General features: G+C 46.9%; 25 protein-coding genes and 1 other annotated feature. Of the genes, 5 read left to right on the top strand and 20 right to left on the bottom strand.

The features are described from left to right. Window positions 1-24: 24 nt before the first annotated feature. The 14 genes from P8596_RS02335 to P8596_RS02270 all read right to left on the bottom strand — a co-directional run bounded on the left by P8596_RS02335 (window position 25) and on the right by P8596_RS02270 (window position 12,072). Window positions 25-981, bottom strand: a complete 957-nt coding sequence (locus P8596_RS02335; protein ID WP_279725713.1) for an NAD(P)H-dependent flavin oxidoreductase — start codon at window positions 979-981, stop codon at window positions 25-27. 126 nt (window positions 982-1,107) lie between these two features. Then, window positions 1,108-1,983 carry a phenylacetic acid degradation operon negative regulatory protein PaaX gene (gene paaX / locus P8596_RS02330; protein ID WP_034760985.1) on the bottom strand — a complete coding sequence of 292 codons (876 nt, stop codon included), beginning with the start codon at window positions 1,981-1,983 and terminating at the stop codon, window positions 1,108-1,110. Window positions 1,984-2,135: 152 nt separating this feature from the next. Beyond that, a complete protein-coding gene (locus P8596_RS02325; protein WP_098351222.1) occupies window positions 2,136-2,357 on the bottom strand; it encodes a hypothetical protein in 222 nt (73 codons plus the stop codon). 74 nt (window positions 2,358-2,431) lie between these two features. Beyond that, the gene (locus P8596_RS02320; protein ID WP_254652889.1) at window positions 2,432-3,637 is read right to left on the bottom strand and encodes a thiolase family protein; all 1,206 of its coding nucleotides are present in this window, start codon (window positions 3,635-3,637) and stop codon (window positions 2,432-2,434) included. Next, a complete protein-coding gene (locus P8596_RS02315; RefSeq protein WP_229596094.1) occupies window positions 3,634-4,509 on the bottom strand; it encodes a 3-hydroxyacyl-CoA dehydrogenase in 876 nt (291 codons plus the stop codon). The genes P8596_RS02320 and P8596_RS02315 overlap by 4 nt, the downstream gene beginning before the upstream one ends. Window positions 4,510-4,574: 65 nt before the next feature. Continuing rightward, on the bottom strand, window positions 4,575-6,092 hold the full coding sequence (locus P8596_RS02310) for an aldehyde dehydrogenase family protein (protein ID WP_279725711.1): 1,518 nt from the start codon (window positions 6,090-6,092) through the stop codon (window positions 4,575-4,577). Window positions 6,093-6,116: 24 nt separating this feature from the next. After that, entirely contained in the window at window positions 6,117-6,890 is a 774-nt protein-coding gene (locus P8596_RS02305) for an enoyl-CoA hydratase-related protein (RefSeq protein ID WP_254652887.1), read from the bottom strand. A gap of 12 nt (window positions 6,891-6,902) precedes the next feature. Further along, window positions 6,903-7,682 carry an enoyl-CoA hydratase/isomerase family protein gene (locus P8596_RS02300; protein WP_254652886.1) on the bottom strand — a complete coding sequence of 260 codons (780 nt, stop codon included), beginning with the start codon at window positions 7,680-7,682 and terminating at the stop codon, window positions 6,903-6,905. Continuing rightward, entirely contained in the window at window positions 7,675-7,983 is a 309-nt protein-coding gene (locus tag P8596_RS02295) for an EthD family reductase (protein WP_034760972.1), read from the bottom strand. The genes P8596_RS02300 and P8596_RS02295 overlap by 8 nt, the downstream gene beginning before the upstream one ends. A gap of 41 nt (window positions 7,984-8,024) precedes the next feature. After that, window positions 8,025-8,504, bottom strand: coding sequence for a 1,2-phenylacetyl-CoA epoxidase subunit PaaD (gene paaD, locus P8596_RS02290; RefSeq protein ID WP_156030065.1), 480 nt, complete (start codon window positions 8,502-8,504; stop codon window positions 8,025-8,027). Between the two features lie 12 nt (window positions 8,505-8,516). After that, window positions 8,517-9,335, bottom strand: a complete 819-nt coding sequence (gene paaC / locus P8596_RS02285; protein WP_224521519.1) for a 1,2-phenylacetyl-CoA epoxidase subunit PaaC — start codon at window positions 9,333-9,335, stop codon at window positions 8,517-8,519. After that, a complete protein-coding gene (gene paaB / locus P8596_RS02280) occupies window positions 9,332-9,688 on the bottom strand; it encodes a 1,2-phenylacetyl-CoA epoxidase subunit PaaB (RefSeq protein WP_034760966.1) in 357 nt (118 codons plus the stop codon). The genes paaC and paaB overlap by 4 nt, the downstream gene beginning before the upstream one ends. Before the next feature lie 16 nt (window positions 9,689-9,704). Continuing rightward, entirely contained in the window at window positions 9,705-10,673 is a 969-nt protein-coding gene (paaA, locus tag P8596_RS02275) for a 1,2-phenylacetyl-CoA epoxidase subunit PaaA (RefSeq protein ID WP_034760964.1), read from the bottom strand. Between the two features lie 73 nt (window positions 10,674-10,746). Further along, complete coding sequence (locus tag P8596_RS02270) at window positions 10,747-12,072, bottom strand: phenylacetate--CoA ligase family protein (RefSeq protein ID WP_279725710.1); 1,326 nt, start codon at window positions 12,070-12,072, stop codon at window positions 10,747-10,749. 252 nt (window positions 12,073-12,324) lie between these two features. On the opposite strand from P8596_RS02270, the gene P8596_RS02265 reads away from it, so the two are divergent. After that, window positions 12,325-13,233, top strand: coding sequence for a DUF899 family protein (locus P8596_RS02265; RefSeq protein WP_224521521.1), 909 nt, complete (start codon window positions 12,325-12,327; stop codon window positions 13,231-13,233). A 49-nt stretch (window positions 13,234-13,282) separates the two neighbouring features. On the opposite strand, the gene P8596_RS02260 is transcribed toward P8596_RS02265, so the two are convergent. After that, window positions 13,283-14,881: an MDR family MFS transporter gene (locus P8596_RS02260; RefSeq protein WP_279725709.1), complete on the bottom strand. Its 1,599-nt coding sequence runs from the start codon at window positions 14,879-14,881 to the stop codon at window positions 13,283-13,285. Window positions 14,882-14,893: 12 nt separating this feature from the next. Continuing rightward, complete coding sequence (locus P8596_RS02255) at window positions 14,894-15,349, bottom strand: MarR family winged helix-turn-helix transcriptional regulator (RefSeq protein WP_224521523.1); 456 nt, start codon at window positions 15,347-15,349, stop codon at window positions 14,894-14,896. 246 nt (window positions 15,350-15,595) lie between these two features. Here P8596_RS02255 and P8596_RS02250 point away from each other — a divergent pair, with 246 nt between their 5' ends. Both P8596_RS02250 and P8596_RS02245 read left to right on the top strand, forming a co-directional pair. Continuing rightward, window positions 15,596-16,441 carry a YitT family protein gene (locus P8596_RS02250; RefSeq protein ID WP_224521524.1) on the top strand — a complete coding sequence of 282 codons (846 nt, stop codon included), beginning with the start codon at window positions 15,596-15,598 and terminating at the stop codon, window positions 16,439-16,441. Window positions 16,442-16,551: 110 nt separating this feature from the next. Further along, complete coding sequence (locus P8596_RS02245; RefSeq protein WP_224521525.1) at window positions 16,552-17,235, top strand: GntR family transcriptional regulator; 684 nt, start codon at window positions 16,552-16,554, stop codon at window positions 17,233-17,235. 52 nt (window positions 17,236-17,287) lie between these two features. On the opposite strand, the gene P8596_RS02240 is transcribed toward P8596_RS02245, so the two are convergent. Both P8596_RS02240 and P8596_RS02235 read right to left on the bottom strand, forming a co-directional pair. Continuing rightward, window positions 17,288-18,844: an ABC-F family ATP-binding cassette domain-containing protein gene (locus tag P8596_RS02240; protein WP_279725707.1), complete on the bottom strand. Its 1,557-nt coding sequence runs from the start codon at window positions 18,842-18,844 to the stop codon at window positions 17,288-17,290. Window positions 18,845-18,949: 105 nt separating this feature from the next. Further along, entirely contained in the window at window positions 18,950-20,065 is a 1,116-nt protein-coding gene (locus P8596_RS02235; RefSeq protein ID WP_279725705.1) for an NAD(P)/FAD-dependent oxidoreductase, read from the bottom strand. 243 nt (window positions 20,066-20,308) lie between these two features. Further along, window positions 20,309-20,518, top strand: a binding site (T-box leader). A gap of 74 nt (window positions 20,519-20,592) precedes the next feature. On the opposite strand from P8596_RS02235, the gene P8596_RS02230 reads away from it, so the two are divergent. Continuing rightward, window positions 20,593-21,936 carry a sodium-dependent transporter gene (locus tag P8596_RS02230; RefSeq protein WP_079530729.1) on the top strand — a complete coding sequence of 448 codons (1,344 nt, stop codon included), beginning with the start codon at window positions 20,593-20,595 and terminating at the stop codon, window positions 21,934-21,936. A gap of 54 nt (window positions 21,937-21,990) precedes the next feature. On the opposite strand, the gene P8596_RS02225 is transcribed toward P8596_RS02230, so the two are convergent. Next, window positions 21,991-22,512, bottom strand: a complete 522-nt coding sequence (locus P8596_RS02225) for a superoxide dismutase family protein (RefSeq protein WP_254652880.1) — start codon at window positions 22,510-22,512, stop codon at window positions 21,991-21,993. A 357-nt stretch (window positions 22,513-22,869) separates the two neighbouring features. On the opposite strand from P8596_RS02225, the gene P8596_RS02220 reads away from it, so the two are divergent. Continuing rightward, window positions 22,870-23,832, top strand: a complete 963-nt coding sequence (locus tag P8596_RS02220) for a S8 family peptidase (protein ID WP_224521530.1) — start codon at window positions 22,870-22,872, stop codon at window positions 23,830-23,832. A 76-nt stretch (window positions 23,833-23,908) separates the two neighbouring features. Here P8596_RS02220 and P8596_RS02215 read toward each other — a convergent pair whose 3' ends face one another. Beyond that, the gene (locus tag P8596_RS02215; RefSeq protein WP_060671538.1) at window positions 23,909-24,148 is read right to left on the bottom strand and encodes a YkuS family protein; all 240 of its coding nucleotides are present in this window, start codon (window positions 24,146-24,148) and stop codon (window positions 23,909-23,911) included. Window positions 24,149-24,161: the final 13 nt, after the last annotated feature.

Raw genomic sequence — 24,161 nt, 5'->3', positions numbered from 1 at the left:
CAGCGCTTAGAAAACCTTAATCTTTTAAGAACGCATTCCGTAACTGGAAAGCTCTCTGAAAATCCTGTTTGCATCGCTCATCATTCTTTTGAGCAGCACCTCTACCGTAGGAATATCCTCTACAAGACCGGACACCTGCCCGCCGTTGATGAAGCCCTGATCCAGTTTCCCTTCAAGCGCCCCAATCCGGTGATGATCCTCGGATGTCATGTGGTTGAACTCATCAGGAGCGATTCCCTCCCGCTCTTTTTGAAGCAACCCATCTGCATAAGGTGTCTTCATCACACGTCTCACCCTGCCGACAGAACGGCCCACGATGACCGTGCTATCGTCCTTCGCATCCACCAGGGTCGATTTATAGTTTTCATGAAAAGGAGCTTCTTTGGTCGCGATGAACCGTGTCCCCATTTGCACTCCGCTCGCACCAAGGGCAAGCATGGAAGCAAGTCCCCGTCCATCACCGATTCCACCTGCTGCCACTACCGGAATCTTTACCGTATCCACGAGTTGAGGAATAAGGGCCAGAGTGGTCGTTTCCAGATTGGAGTTGATCCCGGCGGCTTCATACCCTTCCGCGACGATCACATCCGCACCTGCCTCTTCCGCTTTCTTTCCCTGTTTTTTCGAAGCGACGACACAGATCACCTTTACATTGTGCTCATGAAAATAAGGAATGAGCGGGGATGGATTTCCCGCTGATAAGGAAACGACAGGTATGCCGTGTGTCACCACTAAACGAACCATCTCCTTCAGATGCGGTGTGATGGAAATCGGGATGTTCAGGGCGAAAGGCTTGCTGGTTCTCTTTTTCGTTTCGACGATGATCGCTTCCACTTCCTCCACGCCCATGGTCCCGACTCCAATCGTTCCAAGTGCTCCTGCTTCAGAGATTGCCGCCGTCAACGGGGCATTGCTGATGTTCCCCATGCCACCTTGAACGATAGGATATTTTATATGTAAGACGTTCGTTAAGTTATTCATTATAATCCCCCTTCGTTAAATTTATGTTATACTTTTTGGGATTGTTCGACAAGAGCCTTCGTCAAATTCAAGAGGTCCGTCCCTCAAAAAAACCACCTGCCGATTCAAAACGGCAGGTGGTTTTTTTCAATCAAGCAATAACGGATGTGTCATCACGTTATAGCTCACATCTTTGTTTTTCAGTTCGTTTCCGTCTTCGAATACACTTTCAAAGAATCGGGATGCCGGCTCTGCGAGTTCTTTGTAGTATTCTCCGAACAGAGTGGCCGCGTGGGCTCCGAGCCATTTTTCAGGCAGGAGTTCTTCCGGCAGGCCTGGGTCGACGAAAAGGAATTTTCGGTATTCATGGACGAGCTTTGTTCTTTCCACGAAGCATTCGGCATCGCTCATTTGTCCTTTACTGATTTTACTCTTATCAATCATGTATTGTTGGCTGTACCGGGAAATGAATTCCTGGTATCGGTCATTGATTTCGTTCAGATCCCAGCTTTTTTCTATTAACCGTTGATTTTCATTCGGACCTTTATGTTCTGCGATGAAGAAATCGACGTACTCTTTAATATCGTATTTATCGATAAGGGATTGCACCTGCTTCTCCAGGTTGTTGGGAGAAATCCAAGTACTTGTCGACAGCGTTCCAAATCCGCTCCAAACCAGTTCTTTTCTCAGTTCATCACGGATACTCCTGATTTCTTCGGGAATGGAATACATGAGGATCCTCCATTTTCCGTCCCATTGCTCAGGCTTCAGCTTAAATATCCTGTTTGCCGCTTCTTCCATGCGGACCTCGCCGCGTTCAGTCAGGGAGTAATAGCTCTTGTTCCCTTGTTTCTCCGCCTGGACCCATCCTTGCTTGTTCATCCTCGAAATCGCGGCACGGACGGCCTGATCATTATGACCAAATTCATTCAGCAGGCGAATCAAGCTGCCGATCCATATTTTATTTCCGTAGTGGCGAATATAGTCTCCGTATAGTGTAAAGATCATTGATCTTGTATTCATCGCTGCCTCTCCTTTTATCCTATCGCGTTCATTTATGACGTTAATTTTACGTTTAGTAAATATAATAGCATAAAAAATCCAGGAAGATAAATGAATATTCTTAGATATATATTCAAAATTAAAAAATCAGGCTCCCCCAAAGAGCCTGTCCCTCAATGATACACCCTCAACATCTCCAGCATCTTTACAAAATCATACGTGTTCACGACCTTTTCCTTGGACCAGTTTGCCTCGATCCAATGTACAAGCTCCTCCTGACTGTTGAACACTTCCCCGCTCGTGTCCGCCTTCCTGATCATAAATCTGCCGTTATCTTCATCTGCGACGACAAGACAGGGAATTTCACTTTCGACTGTCATGATTTCAAATTCCATCTTTATCACCTCACGTCTATCCTTTCTAAAAAGGAAACCTCTTAATCACAAAAAGCCCTGCAAAAACAGGGCACTTACGATTCTATATTTTCAACGAGGGTCGCGATTCCCTGACCTACTCCGATGCACATGGTGGAGAGGCCGTATCGTACTTTCCTCTTCTTCATTTCATAGAGAAGGGTGGTCAGGATACGGGCCCCACTTGCCCCAAGCGGATGACCGAAGGCGATGGCTCCCCCGTTGACGTTGACGATTTCTTCGTTCAGTCCGAGTTCACGGATGCAGGCGAGGGACTGGGCCGCGAAGGCTTCATTCAGCTCCACCAAGCCGATCTGATCAAGGGCGAGGCCCGAGCGCTTAAGGACCTTCTGTGTGGCATAGATTGGCCCCAGTCCCATGACGGAAGGCTCCAGGCCCGCAGTGGCTGACGTCACGTAGCGGGCGAGGGGGGTGACCCCTAATTCTTCCGCCTTTTCCCTGCTCATGAGTAAAAGAGCCGATGCTCCGTCATTCACACCGGAAGCATTCCCGGCCGTCACGGTCCCCCCCTGGAACAGGGGCTTAAGTTTCTGCAGCTTCTCACTATTGGTGTCGGGTCTTGGATGCTCATCCATCATGAAGGTAGAGACATTTCCTTTGCGGTCACGAAGCTCCACCGGTACAATCTCTTCTTTGAAACGTTCTTCGTCCATGGCACGCTTCGCCTTCACCTGGCTCCAATAAGCAAAGTGATCCTGTTCTTCACGTGAAATGCCAAATTGCTTCGCCACGTTCTCAGCCGTTTCCGGCATGGAGTCGGTCCCGTATTTTTCTTTCAGCCGGGAGTTGACGAAACGCCAACCGATCGTCGTATCGAACATTTCCATATTGCCTCTCGGGAATTCTTTTGAAGGCTTGGCCATGACGTACGGGGCACGCGTCATGCTTTCGGTTCCACCTGCTATGAAGACCTCCCCTTCTCCTGCTAAAATGGCCCTTGCTGCATAGTTCACAGCGTCCAGTCCCGAGCCGCACAGACGATTGATGGTCGTCGCACCGACCTCGACAGGAAGACCCGCAAGGAGAGTCGACATACGTGCGACATTCCGGTTATCCTCTCCGGCACCATTGGCGTTTCCCAGTACCACTTCTTCAATCGTATGGACGGGGACAAGGGGATTCCTTTCCACCAGAGCTTTTATGACATGAGCTCCAAGGTCATCAGGACGCACTTCTTTTAAAGCTCCTTTATATCTTCCGATCGGGGTCCGGACGGCATCGACAATGACAACCTCTCTCATGATTGGGGCTCCTTCTCTTTTGGTGCTGAATAATCATAGACCCCTTTGCCTGTTTTTCTGCCAAGGCGGCCTGCCTTCACGTACTTCTCTAACAGTGGCGCCGGACGATACTTCTCGCCAAGCTTTTCATGGAGATACTTTAAATTATTCAATCGTGTATCCAATCCTACTAAATCACCGAGTTCAAAGGGACCCATTGGGTAATTTAAGCCAAGCTTGATCGCTTTATCTATTTCCTCGGGAGACCCTAGTCCTTCCTGAAGCATGTAGAAGGCTTCATTCCCGACGAGTGCCGAGATCCTGCTTGTAACAAACCCTGGGAATTCATTGATGACCACTGTTTCTTTCCCCATCAGGCGGGCCACCTGCCCGATGACCTCCGCTGTTTCATCACTCGTTTCCAATCCCCTCACGATTTCGACGAGTGGCATTTTATGTACAGGGTTGAAAAAGTGCATGGCAATCACTTTATCCGGACGTTTCGTAAAGGACCCGATTTCAGTCGGACTCATGGTGGACGTATTGGTCGCCAGATAGCAATACTCAGGTGCATGGGCATCCAGGACCTCGAATACGCCACGCTTGATGTCTGTCTTTTCCGGAACGGCTTCGATGACCACGTCGGCATCCCTGACGGCAATCGATAGATTCGTTGAATAGCTCATCAGCTCTTTTGCTTCTACATACTCCTGCTGTGTAAGCTTGTTTCTTTCGATCCCCTTCCGGAAGATGATTTCGATTTCTTCTCTTGCGTGATCCAACTGCTCTTGTTTAATATCAACCAGTGTGGTTCTGAAACCTCCTGTTGCACTTACATAGGCAATCCCTCTACCCATCACACCCGAACCCACTACCACGATATGCTGTGTCATCCTTCATTTCCCCTTTCTTGCAATAAGGGGTTGACCTTGTTAGGACAACCCCTGCTTGATGTTTTTTATACGCCAAATGGATTTAACGGACGGTTTCCGAAGTACGAAATGATACTCTTCGTTTCAGTATACAGATCCAGCGTTTCGACACAGAGCTCACGGCCGAACCCGGACTGCTTATAGCCTCCGAATGGAGTCCCCGGGAAAGCCGAGAACGGGCAGTTCACCATGACGATCCCAGCCTGGATCGCCTTCGATACTCTTGTCGCACGGCCATGGTTTTGAGTCCATACGGCAGAACCCAATCCATATTCACTGTCGTTCGCCAGTCTGATCGCTTCTTTTTCATCCTTGAATTTCATTACGACCACAACAGGTCCGAAGATCTCTTCTTTTACCACCTTCATATCATGATTCACATCGGTGATGATGGTTGGCTCATACCAGTAGCCATTTTCGAAGCCTTCTACTTTCGCTGGGTTTCCTCCAGCTAAAATCGTTGCTCCTTCTTCTTTGGCCGACTGGACATATCCATCGATCGTATCCAGTTGACCCTGGTTGATGATGGCCCCGATATGCGTTCCTTTGTCATGAGGATCAGCCAGTTTCAGCTTCTTCGTCTTCTCGACGAACTTTTCCATGAACTCATCGTAAATATCTTCGTGCACATATAATCTGGAACGCGCTTCACAGGATTGGCCCGTATTATAGAAGATTCCGAATAGGGAACCATCCACAGCTGCATCCACATCGGCATCATCAAATACGATATTAGGGGATTTTCCGCCTAATTCGAGGGTGACTCTTTTTAACGTTTGAGACGCTTTTTCCATGATGTTTTTTCCAATCGGAGTGGAACCGGTGAAGGCCACTTTATCAACCTTTTCATGCTCCACTAAGTAATTACCGACAGAAGAACCCGCTCCCGGAATGATGTTGACGACCCCTTCAGGTACTCCCGCTTCTATACAGATTTCACCTAGTACAATGGCCGTCAGAGGAGTAAGGGTGGCTGGTTTCACGACAACCGAGCAGCCTGCGGCAATGGCAGGTGCGATTTTCCATGCAGCCATCATTAATGGATAATTCCAAGGGATTATCTGAGCACAGACACCGACCGGTTCTTTCTCTGCGACGTTTGAGAATTGACCCGGTACGTTATTGACCGTTCCGCGGTGACCCACGATCGCACCTGCATAGAATTCAAAGTCTTCGATTGCCTGCATCACTTGACCTTGTGCCGCGGATAACGACTTCCCGCTGTCCGTGATTTCAAGGGATACAAGTTCATTGAAACGGGATCTCATAATGCCTGCAATTTTATTAAGGACACGGGAACGTTTATTGATCGGGAACTTCTTCCATTTACCGAAATCGAATGCATTCCTTGCTGCCTCTACCGCTTTTTCCGCATCTTCTGTTGATGCCAGTGAAACAGTGGCGATTGCCTCACCTGTTGCCGGGTTGTATGTCGTGAAGGTTTCCCCAGAGGTGCTTTCCATACGCTGACCGTTGATCACCAATGAATAATGCTCTCTTTTCATTTCAAGGACTTCAAAACTTTGCTCTTTTACTGTAGACATAACTCCATCTCCTTTTTGATTGAATTATTTTCCGTGAAAGGCTGGTTTTCTTTTCTCCATGAAGGCTGATACACCTTCGCGGTGATCCTCTGTCTTGCCTGCGATCCGCTGGGCATATGCTTCTTTTTCCAAGTATTCGTTGAAGGACAGATCCGCACTTCCCTTCAATAAGCGCTTCATCAAGCCGATTGCCTTTGTCGGCATGGAGGCGATCCTTTCGGCAAAGGCTCTCGTCTCTTCCTGCCACTCATCAATTGAAATGAGCTTTGTGACAAGACCCAGTTTCTCCGCCTCATCCGCTTTGATTTTCTCTCCAAAAACGGCCAGCTCAAGGGCTTTGGCGTATCCAACAATCTTCGATAAGTAATAAAGATTTCCTGAATCCGGAACGAGACCGACATGCACAAATGCCTGAATGAAGCTCGCTTTCTCTGACACGAGCCTGAAATCACATGCAAGCGCAAGGCTGAACCCCGCTCCTGCAGCCACTCCATTGACAGCGGCGATGACAGGTTTTTCGCACTGCTCGATTTCCTTCACCATCGGCCCGTAATGATTCCGCAGCACTTCACCGTGATCCATGCTTTCATCCACTTCACTTAGATCCTGCCCTGAGCAGAAGGCCCTGCCTTCCCCCGTGATGACGATGGCTCTCACTTCTTCATTTCGCGAAGACTCTTTTACCGCCTTTTGAATTTCCATATTCAGTTGACGGATGAATGCATTCAGCTTATCGGGACGATTCAGGGTGATCCAGGCTACGTTATTCTTCACTTCATAGTTAATCGTTTCAAACATAGTGCAGCCTCCTTATTTTCCTTTGAAATCAGGTTTGCGTTTTTCCACGAAAGCCTTCATGCCTTCTTTCTGGTCTTCCGAGGCAAAAAGGAGATAGAAGTTCTTACGCTCATACTGCATTCCTTCATAAATCGAGGAATCCACGGCTTTATGTACTGACTCCTTGATCAAGCGAAGGGAAAGCGGAGGCTTGACAGCCAATTTCCTCGCAAATTTCTCTGTTTCTTCCATTAATATCTCTTTAGGGATCGTCCGGTTGATGACTCCCCATTGGAGTGCTTGGGCGGCTGTAAACATGTCTCCGGATAATAGCCATTCCATAGCACGGGATTTCCCGATCAACTTTGTAAGCCTTTGTGTCCCGCCTGCTCCCGGCATGACCCCAAGATTTACTTCGGGAAAACCGAAGCTTGCATCCTCCGTTGCGAATAAAAGGTCACAGCAAAGGGCAAGCTCAAATCCGCCACCTAACGCAAACCCCTGGACCGCTCCGATGATCGGCTTCTTGATCCAGGCAAGGCGGTCCCATTCGGTGAATTGATTCAAGAGCTCCAGATCAATGGCCCCGTCCTCTGCCATTTCATCAATATCCGCTCCTGCGGCGAAAGCTCTCCCCCTGCCGGATAACACCATCACCTTCACATTGTCGTTCCTGTCAAACGCTTCGAAAGCATGGACCAGTTCCGATACCATGGGACGATTGATGGCGTTCAGGACTTTCGGTCTGTTCAGTTCGATGAAACCAACTCCGTCCCTCTCGCTCACTACGATATATTCGTACTCTTTATTCATTCACTTCTTCGCCGATCATAAGGGTGACAAGATCTGCGGCAAAGCCCATAAGGTCCTTCCCGGAAGCTTTTCCTTCGTCGGATTTCATGGCTGCCTTCAGTGCTTCATGGCTTTCGTAATACATTTCACACATTAAGTAATATTTGCCTTCCCCACCCATCGGAGATCCGACAATGCGAGTGACATCCATCTTCTTCAAGCCGGGAATCTTCGCAGTGATCGGACCGTGGGTATTGAAGTAATGCTCATCGAATTTCTCTTTATTTTCAGGGTGCTTATATAACGCAATCAGTTTTACCATAATGGAATCTCTCCTTTAGTTTTCAGTAGTTTACTAGATTTTTACATCATCGTGGATATAGGTTTCATGGCTTCGAACGGGTTCCGGCACTGTTTGCAGTAGAGGATGCTTCTGCAGGCGGTGGGCCCGAACAGATTCTCCATGGACGTATAGGCGGAATCACAGTACGGGCAATGAATCTCCCAATCTTCTTCCCCTGTAAAATGTTCTGGAGGCGGCGCAATGCCGAATTCCTTCAGCCGCTCCCGTCCATTCATCGTCAGTCGGTCCGATGTCCATGGAGGAGAATAGACGAACTCCACCTGTACAGATCGGACGTCCAGCTGTTCCCTGCATGCCTTCTCCACATTGCCTTTAATGATGTCCAGTGCAGGACAGCCTACAAAAGTGGGAAGAAGCTCGATCACAAGATTTCCTTCCTGTTGATCGACGCGATTGACCATTCCGAGATCCACAATGCTGATGGAATCGATTTCAGGATCTTTCACTGTTTGAAGAACATCTAAAACGGTAGCAGTCATTTCCCTCATCCTTTACCAGCTTGCAGCCGGATTTGTTTGATAGACTTCGCTTAAGGTCGAAAGTGCCGTATCCAGTTCAGATGTGTGTTCACCTAAGCGTCCATTCCCCTTTTTCATTCCTACAATCGGTGGAAAGGATAGTTGACAGGACCTGAAGACCGGCTCGAGCGCGAGCTCCCAACGTTTTGTTAAACTTTCTTCCCCTTCGATCAATGCCATTTGGGACATTTCTTTCCCCCTTGGCCCCAGGGTCAGGACCCCAGCGAATTCTTCCAGCACTCTTTCCATTGCCTTATTCATACGCTCCCTTGCTTCCCCGCCTGCATTCATCAACTGAATGAACCAGGTTTTCCAGTGAAGCAGGTGGTAGTACAATTCTGTGTTGATCTTGACGGCCATCTCGGCTAGTGGTTCATAGGAAGAATTCTTAAGCGCATCGATGCGCACTTTTTTCGCCACACTGTAAAAATAATGCCGCACCACGGCAAAGGCCCAATCATAGCGTGGTTCCTCCATGTAGTTTCCGGGTCCGTTCACTTCTTCAAGGAGAATGGCATTTCTTCTTTCGGCCGCTTTCCGACCATGGGCGAGATGGTCCTGATCGCCTTCTCCCAACTCTTCAAGAAGCTGATAAAACATGGTCGCATGCCCCATTGTGTCCTGGTTGATGGAAGAAAACGCGACATCCTCCTCGATATGGGGAGCGAGCCCCAGCCATTCAGATCCCCGGTAAGCAAGGATGAAATCGTCATCAGCCAGCTGATATAAGAGGCTCAAGAGGGCTTCCTTATAATTTGCATTCGGAATGTCCTGTAGACTTTTCACGTTCATTTCTTCTTCACCAACTCTCCCCACGACATGATTTCTTTCTCATCAAGCATTTCCTGTTCGTACTGTCTCCACTTTTTCTTCAAATAGCCGTAGCCCTTGGCGTTACGGTAATCTTTATTATCAAGACGGGAGACGCTCTCTCTTTCTTCGGGCGTCATCATCCGGACATCCGACCGTTTCACTACCCATATATCCGAAACAGGCTCTCTTCTCATGAAATTCTCTTGAGCCATCACCATAGCAAGCTCATGGTTGGGAGCCAGCAGACTGAACTGGTGCTGCATCTGTGCTCCGTCCGACCGTTTACTGAACACTTCAAATTCCTGATAAAAGTTCTGACCCTTGTCTGACATCTCTTCTCATTCCCTTCTAACTTACTCGGTCACCAGGGCTTAACGCTTCCCGGACCCACGCATTATTATCGTAGGATAATTCCCTTAAACGGAGGCGATCCTTCGATTTCGGCCCGTTGTTGCGAATGATTTCCTTAAAGCGACTCCAGTCTGGCTGCTTATAAATCCATAAGTCCTGTTCTTCATCAAAGTACATGGTTTCATCCGGGAGCGTCAGTCCCAATGACAGCATCCTTGGAACATATTTCGTGAAAAAGTCCTGTCGAAGCTGTTCATTCGTTTTCGTCCGGATGTTGTACTTGATGGTAATATCCTGCTTGGAAGAGCCCGTCGTCTTCGCATCACCAGGTCCAAAGAACATCAGAAGAGATTCCCACCAACGGTCCACCGCATCCTGGACCAGTGCCTTCTGATCCGGTGTTCCTTCTGCGAGAGCCATGATGATCGCCTCACCATGCTGGGCATGGAATACCTCCTCGGCACAAATCCTCTTCAGCGCCCTGGCGTACGGTCCGTAGGAAGCATGAAGCATATTCGTTTGTGTGATGATCGCCGCCCCATCCACAAGCCAGCCGATCAATCCTGCGTCCCCCCATGTCGGTGCCTCCATATGAAAGACGTTATGAAACTTCAAATCTCCGGAAAACAAATCTCTCATGATATGCTCTCTCGTTTTCCCGTAAGGCTTCATCAAATCTTCCGCTACACGAAGCAGAAGCTGTCCGTGCCCCATCTCATCCTGAACCTTCGCCATGATCCCCAGTTTTCTTCTAAGGGTAGGTGCTTTCGGGACCCACTCCTTCTCAGGAAGTGCCCCCATGATTTCACTGATGCCGTGCATGGAGATCAGCTTGATCAGCGCATTCCGGTATTCATCCGGCATCCAATCATCGGCTTCTATCTTTTCGTCATTTTCGATCTTTTTCATAAAATGAGCCATACGCTCATCTTCCGTCAATGGTTGATTTGTCAATACGTCACTCATTGCAGCCCCTCCTTCATCACATCATTTCAACGTTATACTGAAATGGTGTGATAGGTATTTTTTTCAAAAAAATTTATTGAAGCATGGCTTCTCCTCTAAGATCGACAATCCGGATGGCTTTACCTTCCGAGCGGGGTATTTCCCTGGGATCTCTCACTTTGACATCCATGGAAACATAGCAACGGTCTTTCATCAGGCTCTTCACTTTTCTTTCGAGCTCACTCAGGCGGTCATGATGTAAGTCATTCGACACCCCATTAAAACATTCATCCGTCACCTCGACCTGCAGCTCCACCAAATCCAGTGCCCCTTTTTTCTTTAAGTGAACTTGATAATGCGGTGCAAGTTCACTTATCTGAAGCAGAAAATGCTCCATTTCAGATGGAAACACGTTCACACCCCTGATAATGAGCATGTCATCGACTCTTCCTTTCACCCTGGACATTTTCACCGTTGTTCGTCCACATGAGCATGTTCCGTGCTGAATCGAAGCGATATCGCCGGTTCTATACCGGATGATCGGAAAGGCTTCCTTCGTTAAGCTCGTAAACACAAGCTCCCCGACCTCCCCTTCCGGCAGGGTCTCTAACGTATCAGGGTTAATGACTTCAACGAGGAAATGATCCTCTGCTATATGAAGGCCGTCCCGTGCTTCATGACATTCCATGGCAACCCCGGGACCGATGACCTCACTTAACCCGTATATGTCGCATGCTCTAATATCCATCTTCCGCTCCAGCGTCTTCCTCATTGAATCCGACCATGGCTCGGCTCCGAAGATTCCATACTTTACAGAAAGGGAAGCCGGATCCTTTCCTTGAGCCTCCATTGATTCAGCTAAATTGAGAACGTACGAAGGTGTACCACATATGATGGACGGCTTAAAGTCTTCCAATAATGTGATCTGCCTGGACATGTTCCCTCCTGACACCGGAACCGTGATCATCCCGAGCTTCTCACTGCCATAATGAAGACCAAGTCCGCCGGTAAATAAACCATATCCATATGCGTTATGCAGGACATCCCCCGGTTTCCCGCCTGCCATGCTGATTGCCCGTGCCACGATTTCTCCCCACATCTCAATATCATTCTGGGTATAGCCTACGACAGTGGGCTTTCCGCTCGTACCACTTGAAGCATGGACCCTTACCATTTCCTCGCGCTCTACGGCAAACAGGCCGAATGGATAATGATCCCGAAGGTCTTTTTTGATTGTAAGCGGTAACATTTTTAAGTCTGACAAAGACTTTATATCCTCCGGCTTGATGCCCCTTCTCTCAAACTGCTCCCGGTAAAAGGGAACTTTCTCATAAACGACTGAAGCAACATGTTGCAGTCTCTCTAGTTGAAGGCGCTCCGTTTGCGATCGACCGGCAGTTTCAATCTCATGCAAAATCAATGTATCGGCCTCCCTGTCATGATATAAAAATATATTTATATAACGTTATTAATTCGTTTACGTAAATAAGTGTTATATTCAACTACTCAAAAGATAACGTGTCTGCTGAAAATTGTCAATATATTTTCAGAAAATTTAATTAAAGTACATTTGTTGACGGCAAGGTAAAGTACATTCTATCTCCTGAAAAGAAGGACATCTCATGCCAATACAGAATCTTACATATGACACGTTCAAATAGGAGGCAATAATATGACCACTTTTGAAGGAACGAAGGAAATACAGGCATTAGAGTTGGAAATCATGGAAAAGAAAAGGCAGCTTGCACAGCTACGCAAAGAACAAGCGCCGCAAAAGGTTGAAAACTACCTCTTTTTAACAACTGATCAACAAACCGTTACACTGGAGGAACTTTTCAAAGACAAGGATGAACTTATCATCATCCATAATATGGGGAGGAATTGTCGCTATTGTTCCATGTGGGGAGATGGCTTTAATGGGGTGTATCATCATTTGTTAAGTCGTTGTGAATTTGTTCTATCCTCTCCAGACGACCCGGCCGTTCAAGAAGACTTTGCAGCTTCAAAAGGGTGGGCCTTTCCACTTGTATCATCTAAAGAAAACACTTTTTCACAAGATCTCGGGTTTAAAAATGGGAAAACCTCCATGCCCGGAGTATCCACTTTCAAAAAAAATGAAGAAGGCATGATTTATCATTGCAGCTCTGCTTACTTCGGGCCCGGAGACGAATATTGCGTCATTTATTCTTTACTGGATTTATTACATGCTCCATCTGAAGATTTTGTCCCTCAGCTGAAGCATAACCTTCGTTCATCCTTTCAGCTCACTCATAATGTTGCAGTTGGAGTGAAGCATTACCATGAAGCGATTCAATTTTACACGAATATCATTGGAATGAAGGTTGAAGAGCAGGGACAAAAGGAAACAAAGTTCTCAATGAATGGGCGGAATTTCTTCATTGAAGATAGTGATCATAACACCGTGCATTTCGAGTTCGCTGTGGATGATTTTGATAGAAGTAAGCAAAAGCTCCTGGACAGCGGCTGCAGGGTAGATCATGTCTATCATTCGAAAAGTGAAATGATATCGGATCCATTTGGATTGTCATTTCATTTGTATGAGGTCCGAAAAAACAATTAAATATAAAAAAGCCTGTCTTGAAATCATCCAAGGCAGGCTCTTTATTATATTATTCAGTAGCCGGTTTAAGGATTGTCTCTTCCTTTTCCGCTTCTTCCTGTAATTCTTTATCCCGTTTTATCTTCCCGTTTCCAACCGACAGGGCCACTCCGACGCCGATGGCAATGAAAATCAGGCCTGTTAAGAAGACGGTGGTAAACGCATCGGACCATGCGGTTTCAATCGAAGCGATCACGATATTGCCGATTTCTTTCGGTACTTCCAGTAATCCTGGTGTCACAAGCAGTCCGAATAGGGCATCCGTTTTTTCGCTTAACCCTTCAAGGATCTGAGCTGCAGCAGGATTATCCTGCTGTGCCGCTACATCCTTCATATTTTCCTGAAGGGATTGATTCATCACAGCGTTTAATACGGTGATCCCGATCGTCCCACCGATGGAACGGAAGAACGTTGCGGAAGATGTGACGGCCCCCAGTCTCGATTTAGGGAATTCATTCTGAACTGCGATCATAAGGGTCGGCATGACAAGACCCATTCCGAATCCCATCACGATCATGTACATATACGCTGTATATTCCTTCGATTCAGGACCCATCGTACTCATCAGGAAGAATCCAACCACGGTAATCAGCATACCAACCGTCAACACTGTACGGTATCGCAGCCTTAATAATAATCTTCCGCCGATGATACTCGCCGTGATCAAGGCGATCATCATCGGTGTCATGGTGGACCCGGCTTGAGTAGGCGTCACACCGAGGATCCCCTGCATGAACATTGGTACGAACATGATCGCACCGAACATTCCTAATCCGAGAAGGAACCCTAGGGCATTCGTCGTAGCAAAGACCCGGTTTTTAAACAGGCTTAAATCAAGAATCGGTTCCTTCGCTTTGTTTTCAATGAACCCGAATACCAGAAGCAAAACGATGGATCCGCCAAAGAGCATGAAGCTCGTTCCTGACATCCACTCGAATTTATCCCCTCCGAAATTCAGTCCAAGCAATAAGAGGACCAGTGCCGGGATCAAGGTGATGATTCCCAGGTAATCAATGCTTACCTTATCCGTCGGGCGACCGACATTTTCATATTTCAAACCGATGAATAATAGAAGGGCTGATAACAATCCAAACGGTACGTTGATCAAGAAAATCCAGTGCCAGCTGATTGTATCGACAATGAATCCGCCAATGAACGGTCCGATGACCGAGCTCAATCCGAATAATGCACCGAACACCCCCTGCCACTTTGCACGCTGCTCAGCAGTGAAAATATCCCCGATAATGGTTTGGGATAAAGGCATGATCATCCCCCCGCCAATCCCCTGAAGGCCGCGGTACAGCACGAGCTGCTCCATGGAAGTGGCAGTGGCACATAGACCTGACCCGATAATAAAGATGATGACTCCGATTAAATACAATAATCGTCTGCCATATAAATCCGATAATTTCCCCACGATCGGTGTAACCGTTGTGGAAGTGATCAAATAAGCCGTGGTGACCCACGCAAAAATGGAAAACCCGTTCAATTCTGCGATGATGGTAGGCATCGCGGTCCCGACCACGGTTTGTTCAAGGGCACTGAAGAACATCCCGATGATCAGACCGGTCAGAACCAAACGTTTATTTATCCCTGGTTGTACTGACATATGTTTCTCTCCTTATTCTTCTGTATTGTTCTCAACGGCTGCAGCCAGCTTTTCATAGATGGTTACAAGTTGTTCCACATCTTCTTCTTCAAGATAGGATAGGTATTGGGAGAAAATTTCCCTCCTTACCTTTTTCGCCCTCTCGAAAACCTCGCGACCGCTCGTTGTAAGCTCGAGCTTCACAATCCGGCGGTCACTCTCGTCTCTCTGCCTCGAAACCAGATCATTCTTAAGAAGTCGATCGATCATGACAGTGATGGCACTTGGCTTTACATCTAACTTCTCAGCAAGCTCCGTCGATTTCATATCTTCTGAAGTCGACAAAAGATATAGTATGAAAAACTGAGGACCTGTTAAATTCATATCTTTCAATGCAACCGCCATTTCCTGCTGAATATGGCGATTCGTTACGTGAAATGCTGTAAACAAGCGATCTATATAAGAGTGCTGGATCTGTTCCAGGTCCAAGATCATCCCCCATTTCTATTCAACCATTTAATATTTAACCTGTTTAAATATTAATCACCTGATGTAAAAAAGTCAACATTTTTTTCTCCTCTACATTCGGCAGGAAAACTATCAGAAAACATGCATTATAAAAACTTTTATACGTAAATGCTTTCATAAGAATTTATCATTTACACGGGGTTATAACACTCTTTATAATCGGGTTGATTGTTTTTCAAACTACCGTAATTAAAAGGAGCGTGCTCCATGATGAAACAAATTCAATCTTTATTAAACATATCTCTTGGTGCGTTATTAATCGCATTGAATATACATTTTTTCCTTTCACCCAATAAGGTGGGCACTGGCGGGACGAGCGGAGCCGGCATCGTGCTTGCTCAATTTATGGATCTGCCTGTCGGCGTCATCATGTTTACACTGGATATGTTATTATTCATTCTCGGCCTCATATTGATCGGTCCAAGTTTCGGCCTGAAATCCGTTTTCGCGAGTACAACCCTCAGCGGAATGGTGTGGGGGTTGGAGGTGTTCCATCCCCTTCAGAACCCGATCGGTCATGATGTCCTGATTCAAATTGTCATCGGGACGCTGATCGGAGCCATCGGAGTCGCCATGATCTTTAACCAGGGTGCTTCAGCCGGAGGTACCGGCGTCCTGGCGAAAATCATCCACAAATTCACCGGGCTGGAACTGGGACGGGCCGTTCTTGCTTCGGATATTCTGATTGTCCTTGCGTCTGCCTGGTTCTTTGGACTGCAGGTCGGACTATATGCATTTTTTGGCTTGCTGCTCAAAGGGATAATGATCGACCGCACGCTTCAATTTTTCAATGAAAGCAAAGAAGTGGTCATCATCAGCGAACATAGTGAAGATATCAAGGAGTTCATCGTTGGAGACCTGGAGAGAGGGGCCACCGTCCATTCGGCCAAGGGAGCCTTTTCCGATGACCAGAAAGAAGTCATCACCACCATCGTGGGACGAAAGGACTTCTCCAAGTTGAAAGCGCATATTCAATCTACCGACCAGAAAGCATTCATTACGGTTCACAGCATGAACGAAATCTGGGGTAATAACTTTAAATCATTTGCTTAAATGGGCTGATACTGGAGTCGGGTGTCTTTTTTAGAAGGCATCCGATTTTGGATCAGCCTCTTTTTCATATATGATAGGAAAAGGAAATATCGATTGAATGGATGATGACCGTGAAAAAAAGACAGACCACAGAATTAAAAGTATATAGCCATCTAAAGGACGCCTTATTGGCCAGGAAGATCGCACCCGGTACCCAGCTTGTCGAACAGATCATCTCTCAGAAGATGGCTGTAAGCAGGACCCCTATCCGGCATGCGTTGAAACGGCTCGAAGCAGAGGGGCTGGTTCAGATCATCCCGAACCGCGGGGCATTCGTCGTCCATCCTTCCAGGGAAGAGATCATTTCTTTTTTTGAATTGAGGAAAGAAATTGAATTTCTGACTGTAAAGTACGGCCTTCCTAAAGTTAAAAAATCCGATATGTCCAAGCTTTATTCGTTTCTTGAAGAGGAACAGGAAACGTATAGAAAAAAGGACCTGTTAAAATACGTCGAGCTTAATAAGCAATTCCATTTGTTCCTTGCGGAGGTAAGTGGAAATAAGTTTCTGATCCGCTATATGGACGAAATGCTTACCCAATCGAACGTCTATTTGTTTTTATTTGATGTGTTTTATCATGTAGAGCCGGGTGAAAATGTCCGTTTCCGGGAACACGAGGAAATGGTGAAGGCCATTGAAAACAAAGATCAGCAGACGCTCCTTGAATTGATCGACCTTCATTTGAAGCACAGCTTTGACGATTTGCGGATGGAGGATCATGGATATTCGTCCTTGGAATCGGTCTTGACAGAGTAGAATGATATAAAAAAAGCCGATCACCTGAATTCAGAGGATCGGCTTTTTTTGATTAAAACAATTTCGTTGTCCAGTCTTCACAATTCCATACTTCCGTCGCTACATCCTGGTAGAAGTCGGGTTCGTGACTGATTAAGAGCACGGTACCTTTGTATTCTTTTAACGCCCGCTTCAACTCTTCCTTAGCCTCTACGTCCAAGTGATTGGTCGGTTCATCGAATACAAGGACGTTCGATTCCTTATTCATTAATTTGCATAGGCGTACCTTCGCTTTTTCCCCACCGCTCAGCACTTCCACCTTGCTTTCGATATGCTTGGTCGTCAGACCGCACTTCGCCAGGGCAGCGCGCACTTCCGCCTGGTTCATGGAAGGAAACTCATTCCAAACCTCTTCAATGCACGTGTTGTTGTTCTTTGTTTTGATTTCCTGTTCGAAATATCCGATATGGAGATAATCCCCAAGCTCCACTGAACCGGAGATCGGTTTGATTTCCCCGAGGATGCTCCGTAATAGAGTCGTTTTCCCGATTCCGTTGGCTCCGGATAGAGCAATCTTCTGCCCGCGCTCCATCTTGAGGTTGAGGGGCCTTGATAACGGTTCATCGTACCCGATCACAAGATCCTTCGTTTCAAAGATGACCCTGCCTGCGGTCCTTGCTTGTTTAAAATGAAATTCCGGCTTCGGCTTTTCCGCAGCCAGTTCGATCATATCCATCTTATCCAGCTTTTTCTGACGGGACATGGCCATGTTTCGGGTGGATACCCGGGCCTTATTACGCGCCACAAAGTCCTTCAACTCCGAGATTTCCTGTTGTTGTCTCTTGAACGCTGACTCAAGCTGCTGCTTCTTCATTTCGTGGACACGCTTGAATTCGTGATAGTCTCCTGCATAACGATTCAATTCCTGATTTTCCATATGATAGATCAGGTTAATGACACTATTTAAGAATGGAATATCATGAGAGATCAGGATAAAGGCATTTTCATATTCCTGAAGATAGCGTCTCAACCAGTTGATATGCTGTTCATCAAGGTAGTTGGTTGGCTCATCAAGTAACAAGATGTCCGGCTTTTCAAGTAAAAGCTTCGCCAGTAAGACTTTCGTCCGCTGTCCCCCGCTTAAATCGTGTACATCCTTATCCAAACCGATATCATCCAATCCAAGACCACGGCCGATTTCTTCCACCTTGGCATCAATGATGTAGAAATCATTATTCGTCAGGGCATCCTGAAGTGTACCGGTTTCTTCAAGCAATTCTTCCAGTTCTTCAGGAGTGGCGTCACCCATCTTGGCAAACAGCTCATTCATTTCCGTTTCCATATCAAAAAGGTATTGAAAGGCCGTCTTCAACACGTCCCGGATCGTCATCCCCTGCTTCAGCTTTGCATGCTGATCCAGATACCCGATGCGGATCCGCTTCGCCCATTCCACTTTCCCTTCATCAGGCTCAAGCTTCCCAGTGATGATGTTCATAAATGTAGACTTTCCTTCTCCGTTGGCACCGATCAAGCCGATATGCTCACCCTTCAACAAACGGAAAGAAACGTCATTAAAAATCGCACGGTCACCGAAACCGTGGGTTAAATTTTTGACTGTTAATAAACTCATGTCGTAAACACCTTTTCTTTCTATACTAAAATTCGCTCTCTCTATTATAAGGGTCCTATTGCTTAGAAGATAGGGGGAAATGAGCTGGTGTCTTTTTACTACCGTTTACCCGATGGCCCCTGCTACATCATAGTCAGCGGGATCGAGTTCAGTTGATTCACCCATCACCAGTTTGGCAAGCTCCGATCCAAGGTATGGACCAACCGTCAAACCTGATGCCCCAAGACCATTTGCCACCCAGACATCATCAAACCCCGGTATCGCTCCGAAAACCGGAAGGAATCCAGGAGTGAACGGCCTGAATCCGACTCTCGTTTCCACTACTGCCGCGTCTCCAATTCCAGGTGCGACAGCCGTTGCCTTCTGAAGGACTTCGTGTAGTCCGCCCGCTGTTACCCGGTGATCAAAGCCCACATCGTTTTCATGTGTGGCTCCAGCTACGACTTTCCCCTCGGGGAAGGCAAGGAGGTATTGATCATTCGGAGGCATGACGACGGGCCATTCACCCGTCTCTCCCCCGCCTATTTCCAAATGGAGGATTTGTGCTTTCTGGGAGGTTACAAGAAAGTCTATTCCGAGAGGCTGAAAGAGTTCCTTCGCCCAGGCACCGGCAGTTACGATCACTCCATCCGCCCGAAGCACTTCATCCGCTATTTGGACGCCGGTAATCCTGTTTTTTTCGTGTAACAATCCGGCATCCCCTTGTCTTAGTGTTGCTCCGTTCTTTTTAGCCCCGTTCAAGAGCGCATCCCGCATTGCCCTGCCATCCACCCGGGCAGCGCCGCTTACGTGAACAGCCTGGAATTCTTCTGATAACAGCGGAAAGCGCTGACGTGTTTCTTCTGAAGTCAGAAGCGTCAGTTCACCGATTTCCGGAGCATCCTCCCTGCGTTTCTCTGCTCTCTCCATCATTTTATGGAGCTTATTCACATCCGTGTGGAGGCTGATGGCCCCCACACGTTTATATCCTGTTTCAGTTTCTCCGTCTGCTTCTAACTGTCCTATGATGCTCGGATAATACCTCGCCCCACCCTTTGCCAGGCGATACCACACTTTATTCCTGCGCTGTGAAAGCCATGGACAGACGATTCCCGCCGCTGCATCCGTTGCCTGTCCAGGGTCATTCCGGTCAATAATCGTGACATCCGCTCCTGCTTTCGCAAGATGATACGCTGCGGAAGCCCCGAGAATGCCTGCCCCAATGATGATATATGATTTCATGCAAAACACCTTTTCAGTCCATTTTTTCTTTATTTTACTTGAGAAGAGGGGCGAACTCAATGGCTGGACGTTTCAATGGATGAGGATCAGCTTGTACCTGGTACATCCCCTCCTATATGGACCAGGTACACAATCATCACCAAACCAAAAACCACCATCAATTCCAGACAATTCTCACTACTTTTCCCAAAATAGATTGACAAGTTGTTTTGATTCATGATAAAAATTGTATAACCTAATATTGAATAAGCTTTGAAGGAAACTAGTAGCGTACATTTCCCTGTTTAAGAGAGCCGGTGGTTGGTGTGAACCGGTACATAGATGAAGCGAATTTCGATTCCGGAGCTTCTTTTGACGAGATCAAAAGACGGGTAAGACCGTTATGTGTGAAGAGTGATGAGAACTATTTTCTCATAACTAGGGTGGTACCGCGATATCCAAATCGTCCCTACGATATGTAGGGGCGATTTTTTTATTTGGTCAGAAATTATCCTCACACGTCAATAAAAACCGAAAGGAGTATGAGAATGAGTCAGCGTGAACAATGGTCATCGAAAATCGGCTTTATTTTAGCGGCAGCCGGGTCTGCCATCGGATTGGGGGCCATCTGGAAATTCCCTTATATTGCCGGTGAAAATGGAGGCGGAGCATTCTTCCTGATCTTTATCTTATTTACTTTATTACTCGGCCTTCCATTATTACTGGCTGAATTCTCAATCGGACGTACAGCCGGAAGCAATGCGGTAGATTCGTACCGAAAAATCGCTCCCGGGACCAAATGGCACTGGGTCGGGATCCTCGGGATGATTACATCCTTCATCCTGCTTTCCTTCTACAGTGTCATCGGGGGATGGATCGTCGTTTATTTATTCAAAGCTGTTACAGGTCAATTGAACGGCCTTTCTTCAGATCAATACGCAGAAGTATTCGGGGCAACGATTTCAAATCCCGGGATAAGTGTATTCGTTCAGCTCCTCTTCATCTTGATGACCATCATCGTGGTGGCCAAGGGGATTGAAAAAGGGATTGAACTCGCAAGTAAAATTATGATGCCGGCATTATTTATTCTTTTCATTTTGTTAGTGATCCGCGCAGTGACCCTTGATGGGGCAGCGGAAGGAGTTTCATTCCTGCTCAAGCCCGATTTTTCCAAAGTAACGTCACAGACGATTTTAGAAGCGATGGGTCAATCGTTCTTTACGTTAAGTGTCGGGGTATCGGTGATGGTGACATACAGCTCGTACCTTCCGAAAACACAGAGTCTTCCCCGTTCGGCCATTTCGATCGTGGCGATGAATATCTTCATCGTATTACTGGCAGGACTTGCGATTTTCCCGGCAGTCTTCGCTTTTGATCTGGAGCCTGGCGCGGGTCCGGTGCTGCTATTTAATGTACTGCCTACCGTGTTCAGTCAGCTTCCATTCGGGATGCTCTTCTTCATTGCATTCCTTGTGCTATTCTTGTTCGCAGCATTGACTTCAGCGTTCTCGATGCTTGAGATCATCGTATCGGTCATTTCGAAGGGGGACCCCGGAAAACGTACGAAATGGTCGTGGATCATCGGTCTCGCCATTTTCGTTTGCGGTATCCCATCGGCTTTATCTTTCGGGGTGCTTGGTGATATCACGTTGTTTGGGAAAACCATCTTTGATTTAGCCGACTTTACAGTAAGTAATGTATTGCTTCCAATCGGATCATTGCTGATCGCTCTCTTTGTACCGCTCAAAATGAAGAAAACCGCTTTATATGATGAATTAAAGCAGGGCAGCGGGTTGAAACGGGGATTATTTGAAACATGGTTCTTCTTGATACGCTTTGTGGCGCCGGTGTTAATACTATTCGTCATGCTTGATGTCCTGGGAGTGTTTTAATCACTCCCGCTCCATACAAAAGGGTTGACCCATAGCGCGGGTCAACCCTTTTCTTTATGATGCTCCATACCCCATGATCACTCCGCACGCCAATCGTTTCCCTGCATCACCTGAAGGCTGTGACCTGAAGTCATCAGGGTTTTGATGAATGATGACACCCTTCCCTATCACATCTTTCACATTGAATTTATTCGTAAAAAAGGACATCTTTGCGTAGCCGTCATTTGAAAATAAAACGGGAAAATCCCCTGCATGATTCCCATGCGGCTGATTGGTCGGATTCCAATGCCCTCCTGCAGACGTGAAAGGTTCATTAGGATCTCCTATTTCACATACCCCTTTTTCATGGAGGTGAAATCCGTGGGGACCGATCGGCTTTTGATCACCCTTTCCTTCTTTAAAGGATGGTAAACCTGTCACCTCGGCAAATACTTCCACCCCATTTTGCACTTCACGAAAAAATACATATCCTTTGAGCCCCGGAGCGAGTGGACCTCCCTGAATGTGAGCGTAGGCCATATTCGAAGCATTTCGGTAATGGGAATAAGCAGGATAACCATATTGATAATAATTCATCCATGTGCCCCCTTTCTTCACCCTATTTTATGTTGGGACCCGTGGCGACATGATGAAAAACCCGGAACATTGATTTTAACCAAACGTTTGTTTAACACCGATAACCCCTTTCTTATCAAGGGTTCGCCCCCTTAGTCAAACGTTTGTTTAAATTTTCATCTCCCAAAAGACCGACCTCCCTGATCATTCTCTCAATCAGATGGGTCAGCCCTTCCTATATGCAGAGGCGGACCGAAATATGACTGGTTTTATTTTCCTATTACTATTATCCCTTTTCATTTTGTCCTAAAAATGGTATATTTTCAGAAACTTCTGATTTCTATTCCTGTGCCCCACACTATTTTAGGAGGGATTGCTATGCAATGTGAAATGAGGTTAATTCCATATTTCATGGACGAAATGATTGTGGATACAAATGAAATTCCTAAGGGCGTTGACTTAATCCAAGCCCCCAGCATGTGGAAAAATGGGTATAAAGGGAAAGGTGTAACCATCGCCATCCTTGATACGGGATGTGATATGAACCACCCCGATCTTGCAGGTAGGGTGAAAGGATTCCGAAATTTCACCGACGATGATGACGGTGCAGAAGATAAGGTAACGGATTACAGCGGGCACGGTACCCATGTGGCAGGGACCATTGCCGCAAACGAAAATGGTGATGGGGTCATCGGAGTGGCTCCAATGGCTGACTTACTGGTGATTAAAGTTCTTGCAGGCAGCCGTGGAAGTGGGCAGTATGATTGGATCGTAAATGGTATTCTCTATGCCATCGAGCAAAAGGTCGACATTATTTCAATGTCTTTGGGAGGACCTTCAGATTATGACCCTCTGCATGAAGCCATTCAAAAAGCGGTGGATGCCAATATCCTGGTGGTTTGCGCTGCAGGGAATGAAGGCGACTCCAATAGCGGCACTGATGAATTTTCCTACCCTGCCTGCTACAATGAAGTCATTTCGGTCGGCGCCATCGATCTTCAAAGAAAGTCTTCCTACTTTACCAATTCCAATAATGAAGTTGACCTGGTGGCACCCGGCGAACAAATCCTGTCGACCATTCCCGGAGAAAAATATGCCAAGCTCAGCGGAACCTCCATGTCAGCTCCCCACATCTCTGGAGCGTTAGCCCTGATCAAGGAATTTGAACAGGCATCCTTTGCCCGGAAACTTTCTGAATGTGAAGTATATGCGCAGCTCATTAAGCGGACTGTACCACTTGGCTTCCCGAAAACACTGGAAGGTAACGGCCTGGTCTTTTTAACCGCTCCTGATCTCCTGCGCGAGCACTTGAGAAACCAACCTCTTGCCCAGATTGGGTGAAGGATGTGGATTGCAATATTTAATTATTTAACACAAAAAGAACAGCCATCAATGGCTGTTCTTTTTGGTGTTGGAGTTATTGCAGTCTGCTTTCGACTTCCTGACAGATTTGATCGGCACTCAGTCCGCTCGCTTCGATGACAGGGCCTTGAGTCGCTACATTTTGAATACCCATTACATCTGTATCCATTCCTGTCACGACACAGCAGTCACACCCGTTAGCATCGGATTCCTGCTTAAGCTCCACTACTTCATGCCCCTGTGCCCGTAAGGCTTCAACAACGTTTGTTAAGGATTGTTCAACACCAATTCTCATGCCTTTACACCTC

Source organism: Rossellomorea sp. DA94 (genome assembly GCF_029834455.1).
GTDB lineage: Bacteria > Bacillota > Bacilli > Bacillales > Bacillaceae_B > Rossellomorea > Rossellomorea vietnamensis.
Note: the sequence above shows the minus strand (reverse complement) of the source record. Positions and strands in the feature narration are given on the sequence as shown.

Excerpts from the sequence above, each read along its gene's own strand:
- P8596_RS02250 (WP_224521524.1), top strand. The coding sequence starts at position 15,596 with ATGATGAAACAAATTCAATCTTTATTAAACATATCTCTTGGTGCGTTA.
- P8596_RS02320 (WP_254652889.1), bottom strand. The coding sequence starts at position 3,637 with ATGAGAGAGGTTGTCATTGTCGATGCCGTCCGGACCCCGATCGGAAGA.
- P8596_RS02265 (WP_224521521.1), top strand. The coding sequence starts at position 12,325 with ATGACCACTTTTGAAGGAACGAAGGAAATACAGGCATTAGAGTTGGAA.
- paaC (WP_224521519.1), bottom strand. The coding sequence starts at position 9,335 with ATGAACGTGAAAAGTCTACAGGACATTCCGAATGCAAATTATAAGGAA.
- P8596_RS02220 (WP_224521530.1), top strand. The coding sequence starts at position 22,870 with ATGCAATGTGAAATGAGGTTAATTCCATATTTCATGGACGAAATGATT.
- P8596_RS02310 (WP_279725711.1), bottom strand. The coding sequence starts at position 6,092 with ATGTCTACAGTAAAAGAGCAAAGTTTTGAAGTCCTTGAAATGAAAAGA.
- paaA (WP_034760964.1), bottom strand. The coding sequence starts at position 10,673 with ATGAGTGACGTATTGACAAATCAACCATTGACGGAAGATGAGCGTATG.
- paaB (WP_034760966.1), bottom strand. The coding sequence starts at position 9,688 with ATGTCAGACAAGGGTCAGAACTTTTATCAGGAATTTGAAGTGTTCAGT.
- P8596_RS02305 (WP_254652887.1), bottom strand. The coding sequence starts at position 6,890 with ATGTTTGAAACGATTAACTATGAAGTGAAGAATAACGTAGCCTGGATC.
- P8596_RS02315 (WP_229596094.1), bottom strand. The coding sequence starts at position 4,509 with ATGACACAGCATATCGTGGTAGTGGGTTCGGGTGTGATGGGTAGAGGG.
- P8596_RS02325 (WP_098351222.1), bottom strand. The coding sequence starts at position 2,357 with ATGGAATTTGAAATCATGACAGTCGAAAGTGAAATTCCCTGTCTTGTC.
- P8596_RS02215 (WP_060671538.1), bottom strand. The coding sequence starts at position 24,148 with ATGAGAATTGGTGTTGAACAATCCTTAACAAACGTTGTTGAAGCCTTA.
- P8596_RS02230 (WP_079530729.1), top strand. The coding sequence starts at position 20,593 with ATGAGTCAGCGTGAACAATGGTCATCGAAAATCGGCTTTATTTTAGCG.
- P8596_RS02240 (WP_279725707.1), bottom strand. The coding sequence starts at position 18,844 with ATGAGTTTATTAACAGTCAAAAATTTAACCCACGGTTTCGGTGACCGT.
- P8596_RS02335 (WP_279725713.1), bottom strand. The coding sequence starts at position 981 with ATGAATAACTTAACGAACGTCTTACATATAAAATATCCTATCGTTCAA.
- P8596_RS02295 (WP_034760972.1), bottom strand. The coding sequence starts at position 7,983 with ATGGTAAAACTGATTGCGTTATATAAGCACCCTGAAAATAAAGAGAAA.
- P8596_RS02300 (WP_254652886.1), bottom strand. The coding sequence starts at position 7,682 with ATGAATAAAGAGTACGAATATATCGTAGTGAGCGAGAGGGACGGAGTT.
- paaD (WP_156030065.1), bottom strand. The coding sequence starts at position 8,504 with ATGACTGCTACCGTTTTAGATGTTCTTCAAACAGTGAAAGATCCTGAA.
- P8596_RS02260 (WP_279725709.1), bottom strand. The coding sequence starts at position 14,881 with ATGTCAGTACAACCAGGGATAAATAAACGTTTGGTTCTGACCGGTCTG.
- paaX (WP_034760985.1), bottom strand. The coding sequence starts at position 1,983 with ATGAATACAAGATCAATGATCTTTACACTATACGGAGACTATATTCGC.
- P8596_RS02225 (WP_254652880.1), bottom strand. The coding sequence starts at position 22,512 with ATGAATTATTATCAATATGGTTATCCTGCTTATTCCCATTACCGAAAT.
- P8596_RS02235 (WP_279725705.1), bottom strand. The coding sequence starts at position 20,065 with ATGAAATCATATATCATCATTGGGGCAGGCATTCTCGGGGCTTCCGCA.